Consider the following 19,243-nt stretch of genomic DNA (forward strand, 5'->3'; position numbering starts at 1 on the left):
TTCGGGCTAAAGCAACAAAATAAAAGAATAATCAAGATGCCGGACTTCGCAAATGCCCGGCCAGCTTCATTAAACCGCTCTTTGTAATAACATGGATTTGATCGAACCAATGGCTTTGGTTGGATTCAAACCTTTCGGACATACGTCAACACAATTCATGATGCCGTGACAACGGAAAACGCTGTAGGCATCCTGTAAGTCGTCCAAACGTTCATCCGTTGCAGTATCACGGCTATCGATAAGAAAACGATAAGCGTGTAACAATCCTGCAGGGCCGATAAACTTGTCCGGGTTCCACCAGAACGAAGGACAAGACGTTGAACAACAAGCACAAAGAATACACTCGTATAAACCATCCAGCTTTTCACGATCTTCGATCGATTGCAGATGCTCACGAGTCGGTTGACTTTTGCCATCATTGATAAGATACGGTTTGATTTTCTCGTACTGGTTGTAGAACTGAGTCATGTCGATAATCAAATCACGGACTACCGGCAAACCAGGAAGAGGACGCAGTACGATCTTGTTCGCTTTCACTTCGGAAAGTGGCGTAATACAAGCAAGACCATTCTTACCATTCATGTTTAAACCGTCACTACCGCAAACACCTTCACGGCATGAACGACGGAAAGAAAGAGACGGATCCTGTTCCTTTAACAGAATCAATGCATCAAGAACCATCATGTCAGAGCCTTCAGGGATCTCTAACTCGTAGTCCTTCATATACGGAGCATTATCTACATCAGGGTTGTAGCGGTAAATCGAAAACGTTTGTTTCATCCTTTTCTGCTCCTTAGTATGTTCTTACTTTTGGTGGGAAGGCTTCACGATGCACAGGTGTCATATTAACAGACCGCTTACTCATCTCTTCCGTTTCAGGGGTATAAATACTGTGACATAACCAGTTCTCGTCATCACGCTCAGTGAAGTCCTGACGAGCATGGGCGCCACGAGACTCGGTTCGGAAATTCGCAGCTTTTGCTGTACAGAAAGCCGTTTCCATCAAGTTGTCTAGCTCTAGACATTCGATACGCTGAGTATTGAACTCTGAAGATTTGTCATCAAGACGTGCATGCTTCAGACGTTCACGGATTTCAGCAAGCTCTTTCATACCCTGTGCCATTGCTTCACCTTCACGGAATACCGAGAAGTTAAGCTGCATGCACTGTTGTAAATCTTTCTTAATTTGAACTGGGTCTTCACCCTTGTCGCTACCTTCCCAACGATTGTAACGGCTTAGAGACTGCTCTAAGTCAGATGCTGAAGCATCTGTACCGTTTTGCGTGTCGCGTAGGTATTCACCAAGGAAGTTACCTGCAGCACGACCAAATACAACCAAATCAAGTAGTGAGTTACCACCCAGACGGTTAGCACCGTGTACCGATACACAAGCGATTTCACCAACCGCGAATAGACCTTCAACGATAGTTTCGTTGCCGCTAGCATCAATGTTGATAGCCTGACCGTTAACGTTACAAGGTACACCACCCATCTGATAGTGACAGGTAGGAATAACAGGGATTGGCTCTTCTGCTGGATCAACGTGTGCAAATGTCTTTGACAAGTCACATACGCCAGGAAGACGTTGGTTAAGGGTTTCACGACCAAGGTGATCAAGCTTAAGCTTAATGTGTGGCCCCCAAGGACCGTCACAACCACGACCTTCACGGATTTCAGTCATCATTGAACGAGCAACAACGTCACGACCGGCAAGGTCTTTGGCGTTAGGTGCATAACGTTCCATGAAGCGCTCGCCGTCTTTGTTTAGAAGGTAACCACCTTCACCACGACAACCTTCCGTTACCAGTACACCCGCACCTGCGATACCGGTTGGGTGGAACTGCCACATTTCCATGTCCTGCATCTGGATACCCGCACGCAGAGACATACCAACACCGTCACCAGTGTTAATGTGAGCATTGGTAGTTGATGCGAAAATACGACCTGCACCACCAGTGGCTAATACGGTTGCACGGGCTTTGAAGTAAACCACTTCGCCGGTTTCGATATCAACGGCGGTACAACCAACAACGTTGCCGTCTGAGTTTTTCACTAGATCTAGTGCATACCACTCAGAGAATACGTTGGTTTTGTTTTTAACGTTCTGCTGATATAAGCAGTGCAACAAGGCGTGACCGGTACGGTCAGCGGCTGCTGCGGTACGAGCTGCCTGCTCGCCACCAAAATTCTTAGACTGACCACCGAAAGGACGTTGGTAAACTTTACCGTTTTCGAACCGAGAGAATGGCAGACCCATGTTCTCTAGTTCGATAATCGCTTCCGGACCAGTTTTACACATATATTCGATAGCGTCCTGGTCACCGATAAAATCAGAACCTTTAACGGTATCGTACATGTGATATTCCCAGTTATCTTCGTGGGCGTTACCTAAAGCTACGGTAATACCACCCTGTGCAGATACGGTGTGGGAACGAGTTGGGAATACTTTAGAAATCAGAGCACATGACTGGCCTGACTCTGAAATTGCTAATGCGGCGCGCATACCCGCACCACCGGCGCCAATTACAATGGCATCAAACTCACGAACTGGTACGCTCACTTACACACCCCACACTGTTAAGAAAACCGCCGCTACGTATACAAATAGCGTGATGGTAAAAATAAATTGAAGAAGACCACGTAACGCTGTGTTTTTCACGTAGTCGGTCAAAACCTGCCAGATACCGATCCAGGCGTGGAACAATACGGCTAACACCGCCAGAATGGTGAATATCTTCATAGGTAGACAAGCGAATAACGCTGTCCAGGATTCGTAAGTGACATCATCAGTGATGATGAAGTAGCCCAGCATGAATAAGCTATACAAGGCAAGAATGATGGCGCTTGCGCGGATCAGGATGAAGTCATGAACACCGCTGCGACCTAAAGTTGCTACATTGTTTACCATAACCATACTCCTGCAACGACTGATAATAGAAGCCAGATAGCGATTACTACGTTACCGCTGGTTTGGCCTGAGCCTTTTTCTTCCAGGTGGCCCATATCCATAATCAAATGACGGATACCGCCTACTAGGTGGTAGATTAATGCTGAGACAATGCCCCAGATGATGAATTTAAAGAAGAAGCCTTGCAGGAGTGACTCGATGGTTGCAAAACCTTCAGCTGAGGAAAGAGAAACCGAAAGGGCCCAAATTAAGATACCAACAGCGAAAAACATCATCACACCGCTAATACGGTGCAAGATTGATGCTTTTGCAGCGGCTGGAAACTTGATTGTCGTTAAATCAAGATTTACAGGTCGTTGTTTTTTCACAGTTCTTGCCTAAAAACTAATAGTCCAGCTAGTTGTATTTCTATTTAAAATGGTAAGCCATTTTAAATAACCAAGTTTGTTATTTTTTCCTGTTTCAAAACAAATTCCAACTCCCCTGAAATTTCCCCGGAAACAGATCCGCACGAATTATATATAGGTCTATATTGAATTACAATTTTATGAGGTTTTTTATTAGCTTCTGTCTACTTTTCCGCCAAATTTAGGGTAAAAACTCCAATATTTTAAAAAATAACGGTTTAAATACGAAAGTACTACACAATAAGTTTGACATTTACCCATAAACTTAGAGTAGAATATCGGCAATTTTGCATTCGTAAAAACTGACTAATTAATCATTTGTCTTGGATTTTTATGATTAAAAATTTGGGTTGGAGCTAAACTTACGAAACGCCGATTTCGTATTAACCCAAACTAGTCAAATTCGGAAAATTAAAAATCTAACTAAAATTTAGAGGATATTTTTATGGCTGAATCTAAAGCCACTCTGAGCGTCGATGGTAAAGAGATTGCGGAGTTACCAATTCTTTCTGGAACCGCAGGTAATGACGTTATCGACATCCGTACTCTGGGAAGCAAAGGCTATTTCACCTACGATCCTGGCTTTTTAGCAACTGCCTCCTGTGAATCTGAAATCACTTTCATCGATGGCGCTAAAGGTGTTCTTCAACACCGCGGTTACGCTATCGACGATTTGGCAAAGAAAGCCGACTATCTGGAAGTTTGTTATATCCTGTTAAACGGCAAAGCCCCCAGCCAGGAAGAGTACAACGATTTCGTTAACATCATCACCAACCACACCATGGTTCATGAGCAGTTAGCACACTTCTTCCAGGGATTCCGCCCTGACGCTCACCCAATGGCAATGCTTTGTGGTGTTGTAGGCGCCCTATCCTCTTTCTATCACGACGACCTTGATATTGCTGATCGCGCCAAGCGCTTGCGTTGTGCACATCGGTTAGTTGCTAAGATGCCAACCATTGCTGCTATGGCTTATAAGTACAGCATCGGTCAGCCGTTCGTTTATCCTCGTAATGATTTATCTTACGCAGAAAACTTCTTACACATGATGTTCTCTGTTCCTGCTGAAGAGTACAAAGTCAGCCCAACCTTAGCTCGCGCTATGGACCGTATCTTCATCCTTCACGCTGACCACGAACAAAATGCTTCAACGTCGACTGTACGTTTAGCGGGTTCTTCTGGTGCTAACCCGTATGCCTGTATCGCGGCTGGTGTTGCATCTTTGTGGGGGCCAGCTCACGGTGGTGCTAACGAAGCATGTCTGAACATGCTTGAAAAAATCGGTGATGTTTCTCGCGTAGATGAGTTCGTCGCTCGTGCGAAAGACAAGAACGACCCATTCCGTCTAATGGGCTTCGGTCACCGTGTTTACAAGAACTTCGACCCTCGCGCAACCGTAATGCGTGAAACCTGTCACGAAGTTCTTAACGAGCTAGGTGTAGAAGATCCACTATTAGACGTAGCGATGGCGCTTGAAAAAGTAGCGCTTGAAGACCCGTACTTCATTGAGAAGAAACTTTACCCGAACGTAGACTTCTACTCAGGTATCATTCTAAAAGCTATCGGTATTCCAACCAGCATGTTCACTGTGATCTTCGCATTATCACGTACTGTTGGCTGGTGTTCACACTGGGACGAAATGCTGACTCAACCAGGTCAGAAAATTGGTCGTCCTCGTCAGAACTACACTGGTGAATTGAACAAAGAATTCACCCCGCTTGATTCGCACAAGTAATCAAACGCAGTTTTTTCAAAAAGGCAGCCTTCGGGTTGCCTTTTTTGTTTTTGGAGGAGTCAAAACAGAAGGCGTTTTAAAGGTGGAGTCAAAACAGAAAACGCTTTGAGGGTGGAGTCAAAGCAGCAAACGCTTTGAGGGTGGAGTCAAAGCAGCAAACGCTTTGAGGGTGGAGTCAAAACAGAACGCGTTTTGAAGGATTTGGCCAGGGATGGCCTATATGCCGAAAATGCAGGAGCAATTTTCGGTTTTGCCAGGGATGGCCTATATGCCGAAAATGCAGGAGCAATTTTCGGTTTTGCCAGGGATGGCCTATATGCCGAAAATGCAGGAGCAATTTTCGGTTTTGGCAGGGATGGCCTATATGCCGAAAATGCAGGAGCAATTTTCGGTTTTGGCAGGGATGGCCTATATGCCGAAATGCACTAATACATGGAGGTATGTAGTTAGAATAACGCACTAATACAAGGATGTATGTAGCTAGAATAACGCAGGAGTAGTTATCGAGGAGCAGTTATCGAGGAGCAATTTTCGGTTTTGCCAGGGATGGCCTATATGCCGAAATGCACTAATACATGGAGGTATGTAGTTAGAATAACGCACTAATACAAGGATGTATGTAGCTAGAATAACGCACTAATACAAGGATGTATGTAGTTAGAATAACGCAGGAGCAGTTATCGAGGAGCAGTTATCGAGGAGAAGTTATCGAGGAGCAATTTTCGGTTTTGGCAGGGATGGCCTATATGCCGAAAATGCACAAGGACATGGATGAAAAGCCAAGTACCCATTCGAATAACGAAAAAGACCCTAACAACGTCATCTCCTTGAAAAAGGAGATCTTCGACTTTGCCAAGGCTCTGATTTCCAGTCGTGGCTGGAAATGACGGGAGTTGATGATGTTGTTTGAAAGGTTTGGCCAGGGATGGCCGGCGACACTGTGAGACAAATCTCGGTGGTCCTTCTGTTTGTACGTTGGCATTTCGATAAAAGTAGGCGTCAAAATCGAGCTAGTTTTTGCCAAAAAGTCGATATCAAAAGGTTTCTAGTACTAATTATTCGGGTTGGATTCGGTAAATTTGGGTAAATTCAAAGGTGAATTTAACTGAAAGAGGCGTAAATTAAGCCGCCAATCGTCATTCGGTCCAAGAGCCGAAATCTTAGTTTTCAATGCAATTCCATTCCGAGAGATACCGGACGACTCTGGTATGCCAAACGTTATTACCATGCTAACAGCCGAATCCGAACGCTCAACGTCATTCCGGACTCCGATCCGGAATCTAAAAGAACGAAACTCTCCTGATTCTATTCAGAATCTTGCAGCTTTTAACTACTATCGCCATAGGATACATCGATAGATGGAGTATATTTTTATCCTGTTTCCGGTGCATGCCTTAACGGCGAAAGGTGCGAATTAACCAAAATTCAGCTAAAAATGACGGAAATTCTCTCTTTATCTCTCTGTGGTTAGAATTTAAACAACTAGCCTGTGGATTTTTCGTATAAGAAACATACAGTAAAGCCCTATATTTTCCTCCTCCTCCGTTAATTTTCTTGGGAAAATCACCATTTATTGGACAATAACTTGTCAAAAAGAGTCATGTCGTGCGACATTTTTAGTAAAACTCGACAAAATTTTTCGACGGTATTTCGAAATAATCTCAAACTTTCTTAGTCAAACAGCTCAACAATTGATGAATGATTATTCAGCAAACGTTTATTAAGCCGTTTTATTGGTAATAAATAATAGAGAAAAGCCTTGAACAGACCATCTGATTCGATGACTTTTATAGATCAAACAGCTGTTATTTATCGCTTTATTGTGTTTTGGTTATTAAGCTAAACTTATATCGAATCAACCTTTTGAGCAGAATGCATTAGTGAATGGTGATAAAAAACCTGATAGCCATGTAGCTGTGCCAGTTATCCTGATTGTCGACGACGAGCCGGGCAATATTGATCTGGCCTCTAGCGTCCTGCGCCCGGATTACCGGATAAAAGCCGCAACCAATGCAACAACAGCCTTAAAGATAATTAAGGCCGATAGCAATATTGACCTGATATTACTCGATATCATGATGCCTAATATCAATGGCTTTGAGCTGTGCCGTCAGCTTAAAAATGATCAAACCACTGCCGATATTCCAATCATTTTTCTCACTGCAAAATCTCAGGTCGAGGATATTACCCAGGGTTTCAAACTCGGCGCAGTTGATTACATCACCAAACCATTGCAGCCCGATGTGCTCTCGGCTCGGGTCAAAACCCATGTGCAACTGCATCAAACTAGAAAGCTTTTAAAAAGTCAGGTCACAACTTTAGAAGAGAATGCCAGGTTACGTGAGGATATCGAACGTTTGACCCATCATGATTTAAAAGGTCCGTTAGGTGTTATCTTGTTCGAATTAAATAAGATTGATGACAAGAGCGTCTCCAATTCCATTGAGGAATCGGTTACCAATTTACTCAACATGATCAATAACTCTTTGGATATCTTTAAGATAGAAAATGGTACTTACCCGCTGGATCCGGATATGGTGGATTTAAAGCACACTATCAACCGCGCCATCAAATCTGTCCGTTACCTGTCCAAGCCGAAAAATATCACCATCAAACTTATCCAAAAGCAAGACGATTTATACGCTCTGGCAGAGGAGCTGTTGTGTTTATCTATCGTCAATAATCTACTCAAAAATGCTGTAGAGGCTTCGCCGGATAATCAGACCATCAACATTGAAGTAACAGAACAGGAAGAAATGGTAAGTATCCGTATCGAAAATCAGGGCGCGATCCCTGAAGATTTGCGAGATACCATTTTTGAGAAGTACGCCACATCCAACCTTGTCAGGGGTTCAGGGCTCGGTGCCTATTCTGCGAAATTGATGACCGAAGCGCAAAATGGTCGAATCCATTTTGATGTTATCGACAATCAAAAAACGCGATTTGTCGTTGAATTGCCAAAATACTAACCCCTAGTCCCCTTTCATATTTGTTATTAGAGTGTTTCCGTTATTGAGCCTTGAAGTTGCAATTGGTGTAATACCAAGTCCACTAAGTGATTTCCCACTCAGTGAGAATTTAAAGGCTTTTAGGCAATGCTTTAATTGTAGAGAACGGTTGGATCATTTTCGAAATCAGCCAGAATCAATAACGCAGGATAAACGCCTTTAAAACTCACCCAGAGGGAGTTTATCAGAGGCCCATTTACTGCCCTATATTTCATTAATATAGAATGACTATATCAATAAAATCTATGTTGTAACTGAACCTCTGCCCTAACTCTGAGTTGTGCAAAAACTCAATGGAATTGGTATAATGCCGGCGATTTTAACTCGACCGTGAAAATAACATGTCAGATACACAATTGCGCTTTGGCGGAATCGAACGCCTTTATGGCAAAAGCGCGTTTCAACATATTCAAAATGCTCACTTTTGTGTCATCGGTATCGGTGGTGTTGGCTCGTGGGCGGTTGAATCACTAGCTAGAACCGGTATTGGCACCCTCACGCTGATCGATCTAGATGATATCTGTACGACCAATATCAACCGTCAGATCCACGCATTAACGGACACCGTTGGTGAAAGTAAAGTGGAAACCATGGCCGAGCGAGTTCGTCAAATCAACCCTGATTGTAACGTCAATGAAGTTGAAGACTTCATTACCATGGAAAACCTGTCTGAACTTCTGCATCCTGGTCTTGATTACGTTATCGATGCCATCGACTCGGTTCAGGTTAAAAGCGCCCTGATCGCTTATTGTAAACGACATAAGATCCCGTTAATCACCATAGGTGGCGCTGGTGGGCAGCTAGATCCGACCCAGATTTGTATCAGTGACTTAAGCAAAACTTATCAGGATCCACTGTTGGCAAAAGTGAAAAATCAATTGCGCCGCCAGTATAATTTCTCCCGGAATACTAAGCGTAAGTTTGGCATAGACGCGGTATTTTCAACCGAGCAATTGACCTACCCGGATAACGAAGGGGAAGTGTGTTTGGCAAAACCGGATAACGCCGATTCGATGCGATTAGATTGCCGCAGCGGTTTTGGTGCTATCACCCATGTAACGGCAAGCTTTGCATTCTTTGCGGTAAGTAAAGCTATCGATAAGTTTTTAAACGCGAAAGCTCGTAAACTCGCTGAATCTGCTTAAGCCTTTTTAAGCAAATCCCTGAATAATAATTCAGGTACTTTGCTCACTAATTTTACTTAGCACGATATCAAAATTGCCATTTAAAAACCGGCGTTGTTTATCCGCTTTAAAATCGACAATCAGTTGTTTTTGCTCTTGCTCACTTAATTCAAGCAACAATAAATCTCGCTGATTCAACGGTTCCTCAGAAAATACATTTGTGTGGTCAGCTCCCGATAACCACGTTTGGCCACTTTAAAATGAATGTGTGGCGGTCGCATCCATTTACCATCTGCAGGATAAGGCCCCGGTTTGACAGAGCGAAAGTGATAAAAGCCATTGTCATCGGTTTGCACGGTGCCCCATCCCTGGAAATTCTCATCAACTTTCACTCGGCGTAAATCCCGTTCATGATGATACTTACCAAAACTATTGGCCTGCCAGACATCAATTAACGCTTGTTTTACCGGCACCCCATATTGATCGACAATTCTGCCAGACACTTTAATAAACTGCCCTTCAGCTCTTTTATCGTGTCCCTGGATATAGGTTAAGTCCAGGTCCATGTCCTTTTGACTAGAATTTGGAAAAAATGGCCCCTCGGTTTGCTCCGGGGTTGGATTGAAATTACTGTTTTCTGCAGAGCGCGTGTGCGCAGCAAATAACAAACTCGTGGCGCCAAGAGCGCTGAGTTTTAAGAAACGGCGGCGAAGCCAGGAAGGTCGCTTCAGAGTCATAACTGCTAACTCCACTAAATACAGGCTTATATGATTTTGACAATGGAATGACCATTCTCTGCAATCAAAGCCTTGCTTAAAAGCCTTTAAATTATCACTGAGTGAGCAATCATTTAATGGGATTGGTATTATAGGTTTAGAACAAGAGCGCAGAGAACACAAACGATTGGGGGCAAACCTTAGATTCGTGTGACCTCATCGGCCCACCACCAAACCTTGTTGTAACCGATATTAAAGTGAGAAAAATAAGAAAATGGAACGCCCTTTTGAAAGTTCAGACTCACGATAAAATCCTTGGATGACGGCGAATGCATTGAGAATCCTCCCGTACCCGGTGATGTCATCGTGCCTTGGTTAAGATCAAACAATACGTCCCCCTCGGCAATATAATACAGGTCAGGATATTCCAACGATTGGTAAATCCTTCCGGCTACCGCTTCTCCTCGTTTGTAGAGGATGAGATCGGTTCTAACAAAGTGAACAACCTTGCCCGAATATGAAAATGCATTAATAAGAGACTCAACCCAGTCTTTATCCGCCTTTGTAAGTTGATGCTTTTTAAATTCGTTGGAGAAATCTGTGGAATATCGAGTATCACCGGACGCCATATCCCCAGCACTTGCCACTGCAGGAATGAACCAAAAACAGACTAGAAGTTTTATTATGACTTTCATCGAATTAATTTTATTCCTGAGAAAACCACTGATTTTCCAGCGTTACCCCATTTATCAATTGCTCATAATGCCAGTGATTTTGCGCAAATAACGCCAATAACGCCTGTTCCAGCTGATAAGGTTCAGAGCCGCCTCGATACATAATCTGGAACTCGTGTCTTTGGGTGGCATCCACATCTTGCACCGCGGGCAATGCTTTTATTTTATTGATTAACCCCGGAATTTGATCAGAGCAACGCAGTGTCAGCGTCAGTACATTGTCGCTAGTAGCAATTTTCACCGCACCACTGACAGATCGATTTTCAGCAGGTTGATTAAAATTCTCTGATAGCTTGATATTGCCATCTCTTAAGAACATCACTCGTGGGCATATTCGCTGCAACTGCTCCAACTGATGGGAGCTGATAATCAGTGTCGCAAGCTCTTTGATATCAACGAGTATGTTAGAGATTTGTCTGGCGTAATCAGGATCTAAACCTGCAGTCGGTTCATCGAGAAGAATCACCTCTGGAGAGCCCAGTAAGCCTTGAGCGATCGCCAAACGCTTTTTCATCCCATGGGAAAGAACCTGACTTTTTTGCTTTGCATAACCTTCAAGGCCGGTTAGCTCTAAAACCCGACTAACATCCATACGTGCCTTTTTGCCCGCCATTCCTTGCAATTTAGCATAAAGAATTAACTGTCGTTCAATAGAAAAATCCGGATCGAACTCTGCGTCCTGAATCAATGCAGATAAACGGGACAAATGCCGATAACTTGAGACGGCCTGCCCCAATACATTAACCTCACCACTATCTGCCTTCAAAAAGCCACAGATAATCGAAAACATGGTAGTTTTACCGGCGCCATTGGCGCCAACCAGAGCTACCGGCTCTCCCGCTGTAATATCGACACTGACATTATCCAGCACTTTATGGGCGCCGTAGGCCTTAGAAACGTTTTTTAAACTCAGTACCGTATCCATCACCACTTATCCTCAGCTTAAAGAACGAATTCGAAAACAGATTAACGACGCTAGAATATAGACCCCAACCAAATACAGGGGCTGGCCGAGTTTCTCCAGCGCTGGTCCCTGATCCCCCATAGTAGCGAAAATTCCTAGACCTGGTAACAACCATGATGTATTGAGATTTATCTGTAGTTTGGAAGCGAATAGATAATCAATAAGCGGCAGTACCATATACATGAGTATCAGTACCAGAATAACCTTTTTGCCGGAAGGCATAAGGACATTGAGAAAGTTGGTCAAAGCAATGAAAGGCAATAGCCATAGTACCAGGAAAATAAAGGTGTCTACCCCCTGGTCAATTGCTGCTGTTAAAGAATCCGGCTCGCGCAACGTGCTGTATGTCAGGGTAATAACGACGAGTGCAAAAACCAGCGCAGTAAAAAATGTTGCATAACCGAGAAAACGACCGATTAAGAATTCAGACCGTCGGGTACGCATCAGATAAAACTTTACCGTACCTCGCTGCCGATCACTGGCAAATTGATCGCTGGATAACAATACGCAGGTAAATGGCAGCAGTACCATAGCGGCAAACCAGAACACTGACAGTTCAGCAACCGGCCATTGAAGTAATTGTTGAAACCCCAAATCGCCAAGAATACCCCGCATGATCGCGGCATCACCGGTGTTGGATATCAAATCAATCGCTGTTCTTATCGGATAATGGAACAGCAATACCCAGGCACCAAAGAAGGTAAGCAGCGTAAGTCGACCCGAGCCGGTAACGAAAACACGCCGCCACTCATGTATGCAGACATGCAAAATTCGATTTAAATCATAAACTTTCATATTGCCATCATAGAAGATGCAGTGGCCACTGTTAAGCCTTGATTTGTAAATAGCTGTTTCATTTCAATATGGCCTAAAAACCTCACTTTTAAATAAATTGTCGCCCGAGCATTTTCCGGCAGGTAGATTGGTATTAAACTTAAGGGGTTTTCTCTAGCTACAAGGCACAAACCGATGATTGTTAATTCCTGCCGTTTTCTTATCTCCGCACTGGTCTTGAGCGCTTTTATCAGCGGCTGCAAACCGGCACCTTCACCAGAATCCAATGGTGCACCTGCTGAAGATGAAATAAAAACCGAAGCAGCCCCCCAGGCAATGCGGACATTACGCGGGGAAATTTGGTATCGGGAAAGAATTATCCTTGCCGATGATATTAATGTAGAAATTTACTTAGAGGACACGGCAAAAATGGATGTAGCGGCTACGGTAATCGCCAGTACATCATTGAATAACCCGGGTATGCCACCCTGGCCTTTCGAGTTGGAATATGATGACAACCGACTTCAGGAACAGGGCCGATATACCCTTCGCGTAAGAGTGATGGAAGGTGAGCGTCTGCGGTTTATCAATATGCAGTCAACACCGGCATTTTCTGAAGATGGCAAACCTGTTCGGGTAATGGTTCAGGCCGTTTCTGCACCAGAGCCTATTCCCGAAAACAATGAAAATAATGGAACCGATAGCGAACCTCTGGGGGCTGCTGTCGTTGGCAAAGATGCCTCTAAACTAAGCAATTTGCCACTAAACAGCTCGCAATGGCTATTGGTCGAAATGCTTGGTAATAAAACCACTATCAAAGTGAGTGAAGCTCAAAGCAATCTGACCATTGATGACAGTGAGCAACGTATTGGCGGTAATTCTGGGTGTAATCTATTTAATGGGTCATATCAGGTGGACGGCTTTAGGCTGAGTCTTGGGGGGTTGATATCAACTCGCATGGCTTGCCCGGAAAATATTATGAATATGGAACAAAAATATCTGGATACCCTACAAAAGGTCAGATATTACCAACGCGATGAACAGCAACTGCTATTGCTGGATGAAAACAAAAATGAGTTACTAAGGTATGAAGAAAAACCTCAGGCTCCGGATAATTCTGACTAGGGATAATGGCCTAAGGTTTTTAGAACGGCGGATTAGCTCAGAGGCTTTTCTGCCATAATCGATAGCAAGTTTCCGTCTGGATCTCTGACAAACCCCAGCCAGAGTTCATGATCTGGCATTTTCGCCGTCAGTTGCGGTGCCTGCTCAATTGTAACGTCATGCATACTCAATTCATGCCAATACGCATCGATATCGTCAACCTGATAGTAAACTGTCGATGTTTTATGATCCTGCTCATTTCCCTGCAATTCCGTAACCATCAACCTTGTATCTCCGGCTTGTAAAAATGCCATTTTCGGTGGCACTTCAAACAACAGCTCTAAACCTAGAATGCCAACATAGAAACTAAGTGAAGTTTTTAGATCTGAAACCGCTATGGCTATTTGACCAATTTTTTTAATTTTCGTCACGTTTATCTTCCTATTTGCTTTTTGAGCTTAAAGCATAATCAACAGCGGCCTGACAATGCAACGCAGCGGTATCGAGCAAAGGAAGCTCCGTATCCGTCTGTTTCACTAATAAACCAATTTCAGTACAACCTAAAACAACAGATTGTGCGCCCTGGGCGGCAAGCTTGTCGATAATCGCCAGGTAAACCTCTCGAGAATCGCTGTTGATCTCTCCTTGCACCAATTCCTGATAAATAATGTCATGGACACTTTGTCTGTCTTCATTATCGGGTATCAGCATTGCAATGGAGAACTTATCCTGTATGCGTTGCTTATAAAAATCCTGTTCCATGGTAAATCGTGTGCCCAACAGCCCCGATTTTTTGTGGCTTAGCTGCTGCAAGTATTCGCCAGTTACATCGGCAATATGGAGCATAGGAATCGAAACCGCAGCCTCAACCTGCTCCGCTACCAAATGCATGGTGTTGGTGCAGATCAAAAACACCTCGGCACCGGCCGCCTCTAGCTGTTTGGCACAATTGGCTAATAACTGGCCTGCTGTTTGCCAATCACCACTTTGTTGCAATGCTTCAATCTCAGCAAAATCAACACTGACCATGACAATTTTAGCGCTGTGAAACCCGCCTAGCTTCTGATTCACTAAGCGATTGATATTTTCATAGTAGCTGCGAGTTGATTCCCAGCTCATACCGCCAATCAAACCGATGGTTTTCATAAAAAACATCCTTTCCTGATTATGACTTCGCAGCCAATTGTTTAATGCGTTTTACGATTGCCAACAAGCCATTCCCCCTTGATGGACTCAGATGCTGCATCAGCCCAAGCTCTTCAAATACAGGTTCAAAATCAAGATTCAGTATCTGTTCTGATTTCTGCCCATTTACTAAGGTAAGGATAATGTTTAATAACCCGCGAATAACTCTGGCATCACTATCGGCAATAAAGGTTAGTGTGCCCTGCTGATGATTTTCAACCTTTAACCAGGCTTCGCTCTCACAACCTGCAATTAATGTTTGCTCACTGCGCTCAGACTTCGCCATTCGCGGTAACGCTTTGCCGAGCAGCATGATTTCACGATGTTTGGCATCCCAGCCTTTAGCCGCTGCAAATTTTGCTTTGATATCCTGCCAACTTTTGTTCTCGGTGAGTTCACTGCCACTAATGGCAAGAGCATTGGCAAGTTCTTCAGAAAATTCATCCGCACTGCTTTCTCCGGCGATAAATTGACGAATAGCCTCGGAGACAAAGTCTACTTCTTCAAACGTATTGTATGGCGCCAAAGATATACGGACCGAGCCTGGAATGTTAAAGTATTGCATTAGCGGCATTGCACAGTGATGACCACTTCGAACCGCAACACCTTGTGAATCAAGGAAAGCGGCCAGATCCTGATGGTGCTCCGATGCCAAAGTAAAACTAAAGATAGGTAAATCTGGACAGCCCTTCACTAACCATTGAATATCTTCGATAGTATTGAGTTGTTGCCAGGCGTATTCCACAAGTTTTTTCTCAAATTTCAGGCTTTGTTGGTACGCTTTAGATTGCAAAAAATCAATACAGGCAGCCATCGCAATAACCCCGGTGATATTTGGCGTTCCCGCTTCAAACTTATGGGGTAGTTCGTTAAATTCGGTGCGTTCAAAGCTAACATGTTTGATCATTTCACCACCGTATTGATAGGGCGGCATCGACTCTAGCAGAGATTTGCGCCCATAAAGTACGCCTAAACCTGCAGGACCAAACATTTTATGGGCAGAGAACACCATAAAGTCCAAATCTAATCGCTGAACATCGATTGGCACATGGGCAATGGTTTGCGCGGCATCCAATACGGTCAATGCATTTACCTGTTTAGCCTTACTGAATAACAGCTCGACAGGATTTAGCTTACCAAGTACGTTGGATGCGTGATTAATGCAAAGTAACTTAGTTTTTTCATTAATCATCGACAGCGCTTTATCTTCATCGATTCGGCCCTGCTCATCGATCGGAAGAACGACTAACTTAGCTTTTTTTCGAAGAGCCAATTGCTGCCAGGGGACGATATTGGCGTGGTGCTCTGCCACAGATATTGCGATTTCATCTCCTGGAAGAATTCCCGATGCTAACGAGGAAGAAAGTAAATTAATCGCCTCTGTTGTGCCTTTAGTCCAGATGATTTGTTCTTTACTGGGAGCCTTGATAAAAGCAGCGACTTTTTCCCGGGCGGTTTCATATAAAGTCGTCGCTTTCGCACTTAAATGATGGGCACCGCGATGAACATTTGCGTTAGTTAACTTGAGTTGTGTCGTAACCGCTTGTAACACCGGCAATGGTTTTTGTGTCGTGGCTGCATTGTCAAAGTAAATAAGCGATTTGCCATGGATAAGCTCCTGAAGGATAGGAAATTGTTGACGGAATTCTGGCAGAGAAAAATCACTCATATTGATACATTAAAAACCCAGTTTTTTACTTGGTTGCAAATTATACCCCAAGAAGATCAATTTTCTTGGCAACTAATCAGGATTTTTTACACATTAATCAGCAAAAAGCCCGATACAGGTCTATAACTAATAGTGTAAACAAGCTAGAGACATAACAATGACGATTTTTTCCTGGTTCAATCAAAATAAAACCACACAAATCAGTGATTCAAACAATGCTAGCACAGGGAATCGGTTGTCTAAGGATAACCTCATACCACTAAATAAACGTGGTAAATCCATGTGGCCTGTTGCCAAAGTCCGACTGACTCAGCCTGCGACTTTAAGTAACGAAGCAAAGCCTGCGGATTCCGTATCGGTGGTAACCGACATCTCCGACAGGATCGATTCCGATCTGGTCGGCGAGAAATACGTTATCAACGACTAATTCGTTATCAGGATTTGTAGCTCTAAATGACTGGAGGTCTTTGCATGGCAAAGCGTCCCGGATTGAGTGCATGAATTCTTTGATACACTTCAGATAGTTGCAGACTGTTGTAACGTAGCAAGCCCCAAGCTTGTTGCGGTTTGTAACTCATGCGATTTTGCTTATCGCAGGTTTGAGAGGCAAACACCCCTACCTCATCGGAAAATGCCTCTGGCGTGCCCAATACCCGCTTACCCGCCTCTATCTTCGTTATCGGCGTGGTGTTCTTGATTAACGAGCCCCAGGGAAGCTTTGCAAGCACCAAAGCTCGTGCCTGTTGCTCACTGCTGAAAAAAGTCCTTGGCAGGCTATCGACGACAATATTCTTTGCTACCGCTGTTAATTCATTTACCTGACACACCTGATGATTAGCAGGTAACGGATACTCATCAATAAAACCAATCAAATGCATCAGTTCATGTTTGAGAATCGCCGCATCATCAGCACCGTCTAAATACAAGATGCCATGGTTTACATTTGCATTGCCTTTGTCAGTAATCACACCAATATAATCGTTTCGCTCAGCCTCGATGGTTGCGATGATTTGTTGTGGCTGACAAACAATTCTTGCTGATTCATGAACCCGACACCCTAGTTTTGTTTCTGGAATGTATTGTGGCTTTGAAAAACAAAATTCATTATCAAAAAAACTTGTTGTCTTACCTCGTCGATAAGTAATTCAGCGCGTTGCAATGCTTCAAGATCCCCTGCGTAAAATCCAACGCTGGTATTACAGACTTGTTTTCCTGCGGCTAAACGACTCCCCCTCGAATCGCTTTCAATATTTTTGTTAGTGATAACGGATGCGGAATTGACCGTGCTTTGCCAATACTGAATTATTGCAAATCGCTGCACTTGATTAATTATAGGGTGATTGGAATTTTGTTTTGATAGCTGTTTATATGCTTCTAAGACATCCCGACCATTCTCTTGCGCCAGCGCCAGGCGCAGACGAATCTCCCAATAGAATTCAGGCTGTTCTCGCAACTGTTCAATAAGAGTTTCAGCTTGTTCATACTCTTTGTTATCTATTAACGCCAACGCCTGAGCATAAACGGCAGGTCCATAGCCAAGTTTAATGGCCTTTTGTAACCACAAGTTTGCCTGATGTTGTTTGTTTGTCCTGATAAAGTGTTGAGATAAAGTAAATGACACATCAGCGAACTCAGGAGCTAGCTTTCGCCCGAGTTTTAGCCAGGGCTTTGAACCTGGTTCTAGTTCATAAAACCGGGCTTTAAGTGCGATTGGACGGTCTAATTTTACACCGATATCACGTAATTGAGGTTGATTGGGAAATTGCGTTAAGGCGAGGTCTACCGGTTTATTAAGCAACCAAGGATTTAACACCACCACAAGGGTGGCAATCAAGATGCTGCAGATGATGGACAGAAAGACTTTCAAATCTGGTGGCTCGACAAATTTTTTTACCGTTTCAAGCCTATCAGATACGCATCAGGACAGTAAACACCAAAGTCACTGCCCTATTGCTCTGGAACCTTATTCCTCAGCAGGAAGTTGCTCCGCCCTATCCTCTGGTTCAGCCAGGCTTACATTCAATAAATCTAACTCGAGTTTCGCGTATCTATGCTCAATAAACTCGTACACGTTGGTCCCCAGAGCCAGTTTAAAATAGTTTGCCGAATTATTCGGTAATTCCAGGATTTGGTTGTATTTACCCAAATAGAAATATCCTTCACACAGGCGGTCGGTTAATTCTTTATTGCTGGTTACACCTATGGTTAATTCATCGATAAACTCTGCTTCACTCATACCGCCCAAAAACAAGCGTAAAATGTTATTCGCCCAGCTGTTATGGGGCAAGCTATCGTAATTGTCCTGTAGGTTCTTTTTCGCAAGTTCAGGATCGATTTCATATTCCACAAGGTAAAGCCAGACCATGCGGTATGGGTCGAATTGTTCCTGTAATTGAAATTTTTGGATGTCAGCTACCGCCATTTCCGGGCGGCCGCCATAGTACAGGGCTATGCCTCGATTGAGATAGGCATATTGATGCTGTGGCTCAAGTTCGATAGCGGAATCGAAAGCTTCATAGGCGAGATTGAATTCCTGACGCTGCGTGTGGTGAATCCCCATAAAGTTATAGGCATCGACGAGATCAGGTTGTAAACGTAAGGCTCGCTGGAAATCAAAACTTGCTAAAGACCGTAAGCCGACACTGTCGAAAATAACGCCTCTGTCATAAAACAGTTTTGCCCGTTGCTCTTCGGTAACTTCAACACGCTGAATAATTTCCGAAAGTCGAGCTAACGCTAATTCACTTTGTGGATTAATCGGCATGGGTTCGGCAATAACCAGATTAGAGATTCCCTGCGAAGAACCTGACGTCGTTGTACAACCTTGTGACATGGCTAGCAGCAAGCATAGAACCGAAGCTACTGAGCGACGAGAAAAAAGATTCAAAATTTACCTAACCCAACACTTTTAACAT

Annotated in this window: 22 protein-coding genes; 7 read left to right on the top strand and 15 right to left on the bottom strand. The window is 43.8% G+C overall.

Annotation, left to right across the window (positions count from 1 at the left end; translation table 11 throughout):
- Positions 1-69: 69 nt before the first annotated feature.
- From FNC98_RS09270 to sdhC, 4 genes are read right to left on the bottom strand one after another with little or no spacing between them, the layout of a single operon-like run.
- On the bottom strand, positions 70-780 hold the full coding sequence (locus FNC98_RS09270) for a succinate dehydrogenase iron-sulfur subunit (protein ID WP_136736403.1): 711 nt from the start codon (positions 778-780) through the stop codon (positions 70-72).
- A gap of 13 nt (positions 781-793) precedes the next feature.
- Entirely contained in the window at positions 794-2,560 is a 1,767-nt protein-coding gene (sdhA, locus tag FNC98_RS09275; RefSeq protein ID WP_143580963.1) for a succinate dehydrogenase flavoprotein subunit, read from the bottom strand.
- Complete coding sequence (gene sdhD / locus FNC98_RS09280) at positions 2,561-2,908, bottom strand: succinate dehydrogenase, hydrophobic membrane anchor protein (RefSeq protein WP_143580964.1); 348 nt, start codon at positions 2,906-2,908, stop codon at positions 2,561-2,563. It lies immediately after the preceding gene.
- Positions 2,902-3,276 carry a succinate dehydrogenase, cytochrome b556 subunit gene (gene sdhC, locus FNC98_RS09285; RefSeq protein WP_143580965.1) on the bottom strand — a complete coding sequence of 125 codons (375 nt, stop codon included), beginning with the start codon at positions 3,274-3,276 and terminating at the stop codon, positions 2,902-2,904. Before sdhC ends, sdhD begins: the two co-directional genes overlap by 7 nt.
- A gap of 484 nt (positions 3,277-3,760) precedes the next feature.
- Here sdhC and FNC98_RS09290 point away from each other — a divergent pair, with 484 nt between their 5' ends.
- The 5 genes from FNC98_RS09290 to tcdA all read left to right on the top strand — a co-directional run bounded on the left by FNC98_RS09290 (position 3,761) and on the right by tcdA (position 9,203).
- A complete protein-coding gene (locus FNC98_RS09290; protein WP_143580966.1) occupies positions 3,761-5,050 on the top strand; it encodes a citrate synthase in 1,290 nt (429 codons plus the stop codon).
- Between the two features lie 220 nt (positions 5,051-5,270).
- Positions 5,271-5,513 carry a hypothetical protein gene (locus FNC98_RS09295; protein WP_143580967.1) on the top strand — a complete coding sequence of 81 codons (243 nt, stop codon included), beginning with the start codon at positions 5,271-5,273 and terminating at the stop codon, positions 5,511-5,513.
- A gap of 283 nt (positions 5,514-5,796) precedes the next feature.
- Complete coding sequence (locus tag FNC98_RS16800; protein ID WP_185967920.1) at positions 5,797-5,937, top strand: hypothetical protein; 141 nt, start codon at positions 5,797-5,799, stop codon at positions 5,935-5,937.
- Between the two features lie 993 nt (positions 5,938-6,930).
- Positions 6,931-8,019: a hybrid sensor histidine kinase/response regulator gene (locus FNC98_RS09300; RefSeq protein ID WP_143580968.1), complete on the top strand. Its 1,089-nt coding sequence runs from the start codon at positions 6,931-6,933 to the stop codon at positions 8,017-8,019.
- A gap of 380 nt (positions 8,020-8,399) precedes the next feature.
- Complete coding sequence (gene tcdA / locus FNC98_RS09305) at positions 8,400-9,203, top strand: tRNA cyclic N6-threonylcarbamoyladenosine(37) synthase TcdA (RefSeq protein WP_143580969.1); 804 nt, start codon at positions 8,400-8,402, stop codon at positions 9,201-9,203.
- A gap of 30 nt (positions 9,204-9,233) precedes the next feature.
- Here tcdA and FNC98_RS16805 read toward each other — a convergent pair whose 3' ends face one another.
- From FNC98_RS16805 to FNC98_RS09325, 5 genes are all read right to left on the bottom strand, one after another.
- Positions 9,234-9,380, bottom strand: coding sequence for a hypothetical protein (locus tag FNC98_RS16805; protein WP_185967921.1), 147 nt, complete (start codon positions 9,378-9,380; stop codon positions 9,234-9,236).
- Complete coding sequence (locus FNC98_RS09310) at positions 9,377-9,919, bottom strand: protocatechuate 3,4-dioxygenase (RefSeq protein WP_143580970.1); 543 nt, start codon at positions 9,917-9,919, stop codon at positions 9,377-9,379. The genes FNC98_RS16805 and FNC98_RS09310 overlap by 4 nt, the downstream gene beginning before the upstream one ends.
- 179 nt (positions 9,920-10,098) lie before the next feature.
- A complete protein-coding gene (locus tag FNC98_RS09315) occupies positions 10,099-10,593 on the bottom strand; it encodes a hypothetical protein (RefSeq protein WP_143580971.1) in 495 nt (164 codons plus the stop codon).
- A 10-nt stretch (positions 10,594-10,603) separates the two neighbouring features.
- Positions 10,604-11,557: an ABC transporter ATP-binding protein gene (locus tag FNC98_RS09320; protein WP_143580972.1), complete on the bottom strand. Its 954-nt coding sequence runs from the start codon at positions 11,555-11,557 to the stop codon at positions 10,604-10,606.
- Positions 11,558-11,569: 12 nt separating this feature from the next.
- The gene (locus tag FNC98_RS09325) at positions 11,570-12,391 is read right to left on the bottom strand and encodes an ABC transporter permease subunit (RefSeq protein WP_143580973.1); all 822 of its coding nucleotides are present in this window, start codon (positions 12,389-12,391) and stop codon (positions 11,570-11,572) included.
- Between the two features lie 174 nt (positions 12,392-12,565).
- On the opposite strand from FNC98_RS09325, the gene FNC98_RS09330 reads away from it, so the two are divergent.
- Positions 12,566-13,495 carry an META domain-containing protein gene (locus tag FNC98_RS09330; protein WP_143580974.1) on the top strand — a complete coding sequence of 310 codons (930 nt, stop codon included), beginning with the start codon at positions 12,566-12,568 and terminating at the stop codon, positions 13,493-13,495.
- A 32-nt stretch (positions 13,496-13,527) separates the two neighbouring features.
- Here FNC98_RS09330 and FNC98_RS09335 read toward each other — a convergent pair whose 3' ends face one another.
- The 3 genes from FNC98_RS09335 to FNC98_RS09345 are packed head-to-tail and all read right to left on the bottom strand — an operon-like array spanning position 13,528 to position 16,328.
- Entirely contained in the window at positions 13,528-13,905 is a 378-nt protein-coding gene (locus tag FNC98_RS09335; protein WP_185967922.1) for a VOC family protein, read from the bottom strand.
- Between the two features lie 10 nt (positions 13,906-13,915).
- On the bottom strand, positions 13,916-14,620 hold the full coding sequence (locus tag FNC98_RS09340; RefSeq protein ID WP_143580976.1) for an aspartate/glutamate racemase family protein: 705 nt from the start codon (positions 14,618-14,620) through the stop codon (positions 13,916-13,918).
- A 19-nt stretch (positions 14,621-14,639) separates the two neighbouring features.
- Positions 14,640-16,328 (bottom strand): SufS family cysteine desulfurase, encoded by a 1,689-nt coding sequence (locus FNC98_RS09345; protein ID WP_143580977.1) that lies wholly within the window; start codon positions 16,326-16,328, stop codon positions 14,640-14,642.
- A gap of 157 nt (positions 16,329-16,485) precedes the next feature.
- Between FNC98_RS09345 and FNC98_RS09350 the strand changes: the two genes are divergently transcribed.
- Positions 16,486-16,755 (top strand): hypothetical protein, encoded by a 270-nt coding sequence (locus tag FNC98_RS09350; protein ID WP_143580978.1) that lies wholly within the window; start codon positions 16,486-16,488, stop codon positions 16,753-16,755.
- A 22-nt stretch (positions 16,756-16,777) separates the two neighbouring features.
- On the opposite strand, the gene FNC98_RS09355 is transcribed toward FNC98_RS09350, so the two are convergent.
- From FNC98_RS09355 to nlpI, 3 genes are all read right to left on the bottom strand, one after another.
- A complete protein-coding gene (locus FNC98_RS09355; RefSeq protein WP_143580979.1) occupies positions 16,778-17,296 on the bottom strand; it encodes a hypothetical protein in 519 nt (172 codons plus the stop codon).
- 89 nt (positions 17,297-17,385) lie between these two features.
- The gene (locus FNC98_RS09360) at positions 17,386-18,195 is read right to left on the bottom strand and encodes a hypothetical protein (protein WP_143580980.1); all 810 of its coding nucleotides are present in this window, start codon (positions 18,193-18,195) and stop codon (positions 17,386-17,388) included.
- A 96-nt stretch (positions 18,196-18,291) separates the two neighbouring features.
- Positions 18,292-19,215 carry a lipoprotein NlpI gene (gene nlpI / locus FNC98_RS09365; protein ID WP_260680331.1) on the bottom strand — a complete coding sequence of 308 codons (924 nt, stop codon included), beginning with the start codon at positions 19,213-19,215 and terminating at the stop codon, positions 18,292-18,294.
- Positions 19,216-19,243: the final 28 nt, after the last annotated feature.

Origin of the sequence: Thalassotalea sp. PS06, assembly GCF_007197775.1 — a bacterium.
GTDB lineage: Bacteria > Pseudomonadota > Gammaproteobacteria > Enterobacterales > Alteromonadaceae > Thalassotalea_A.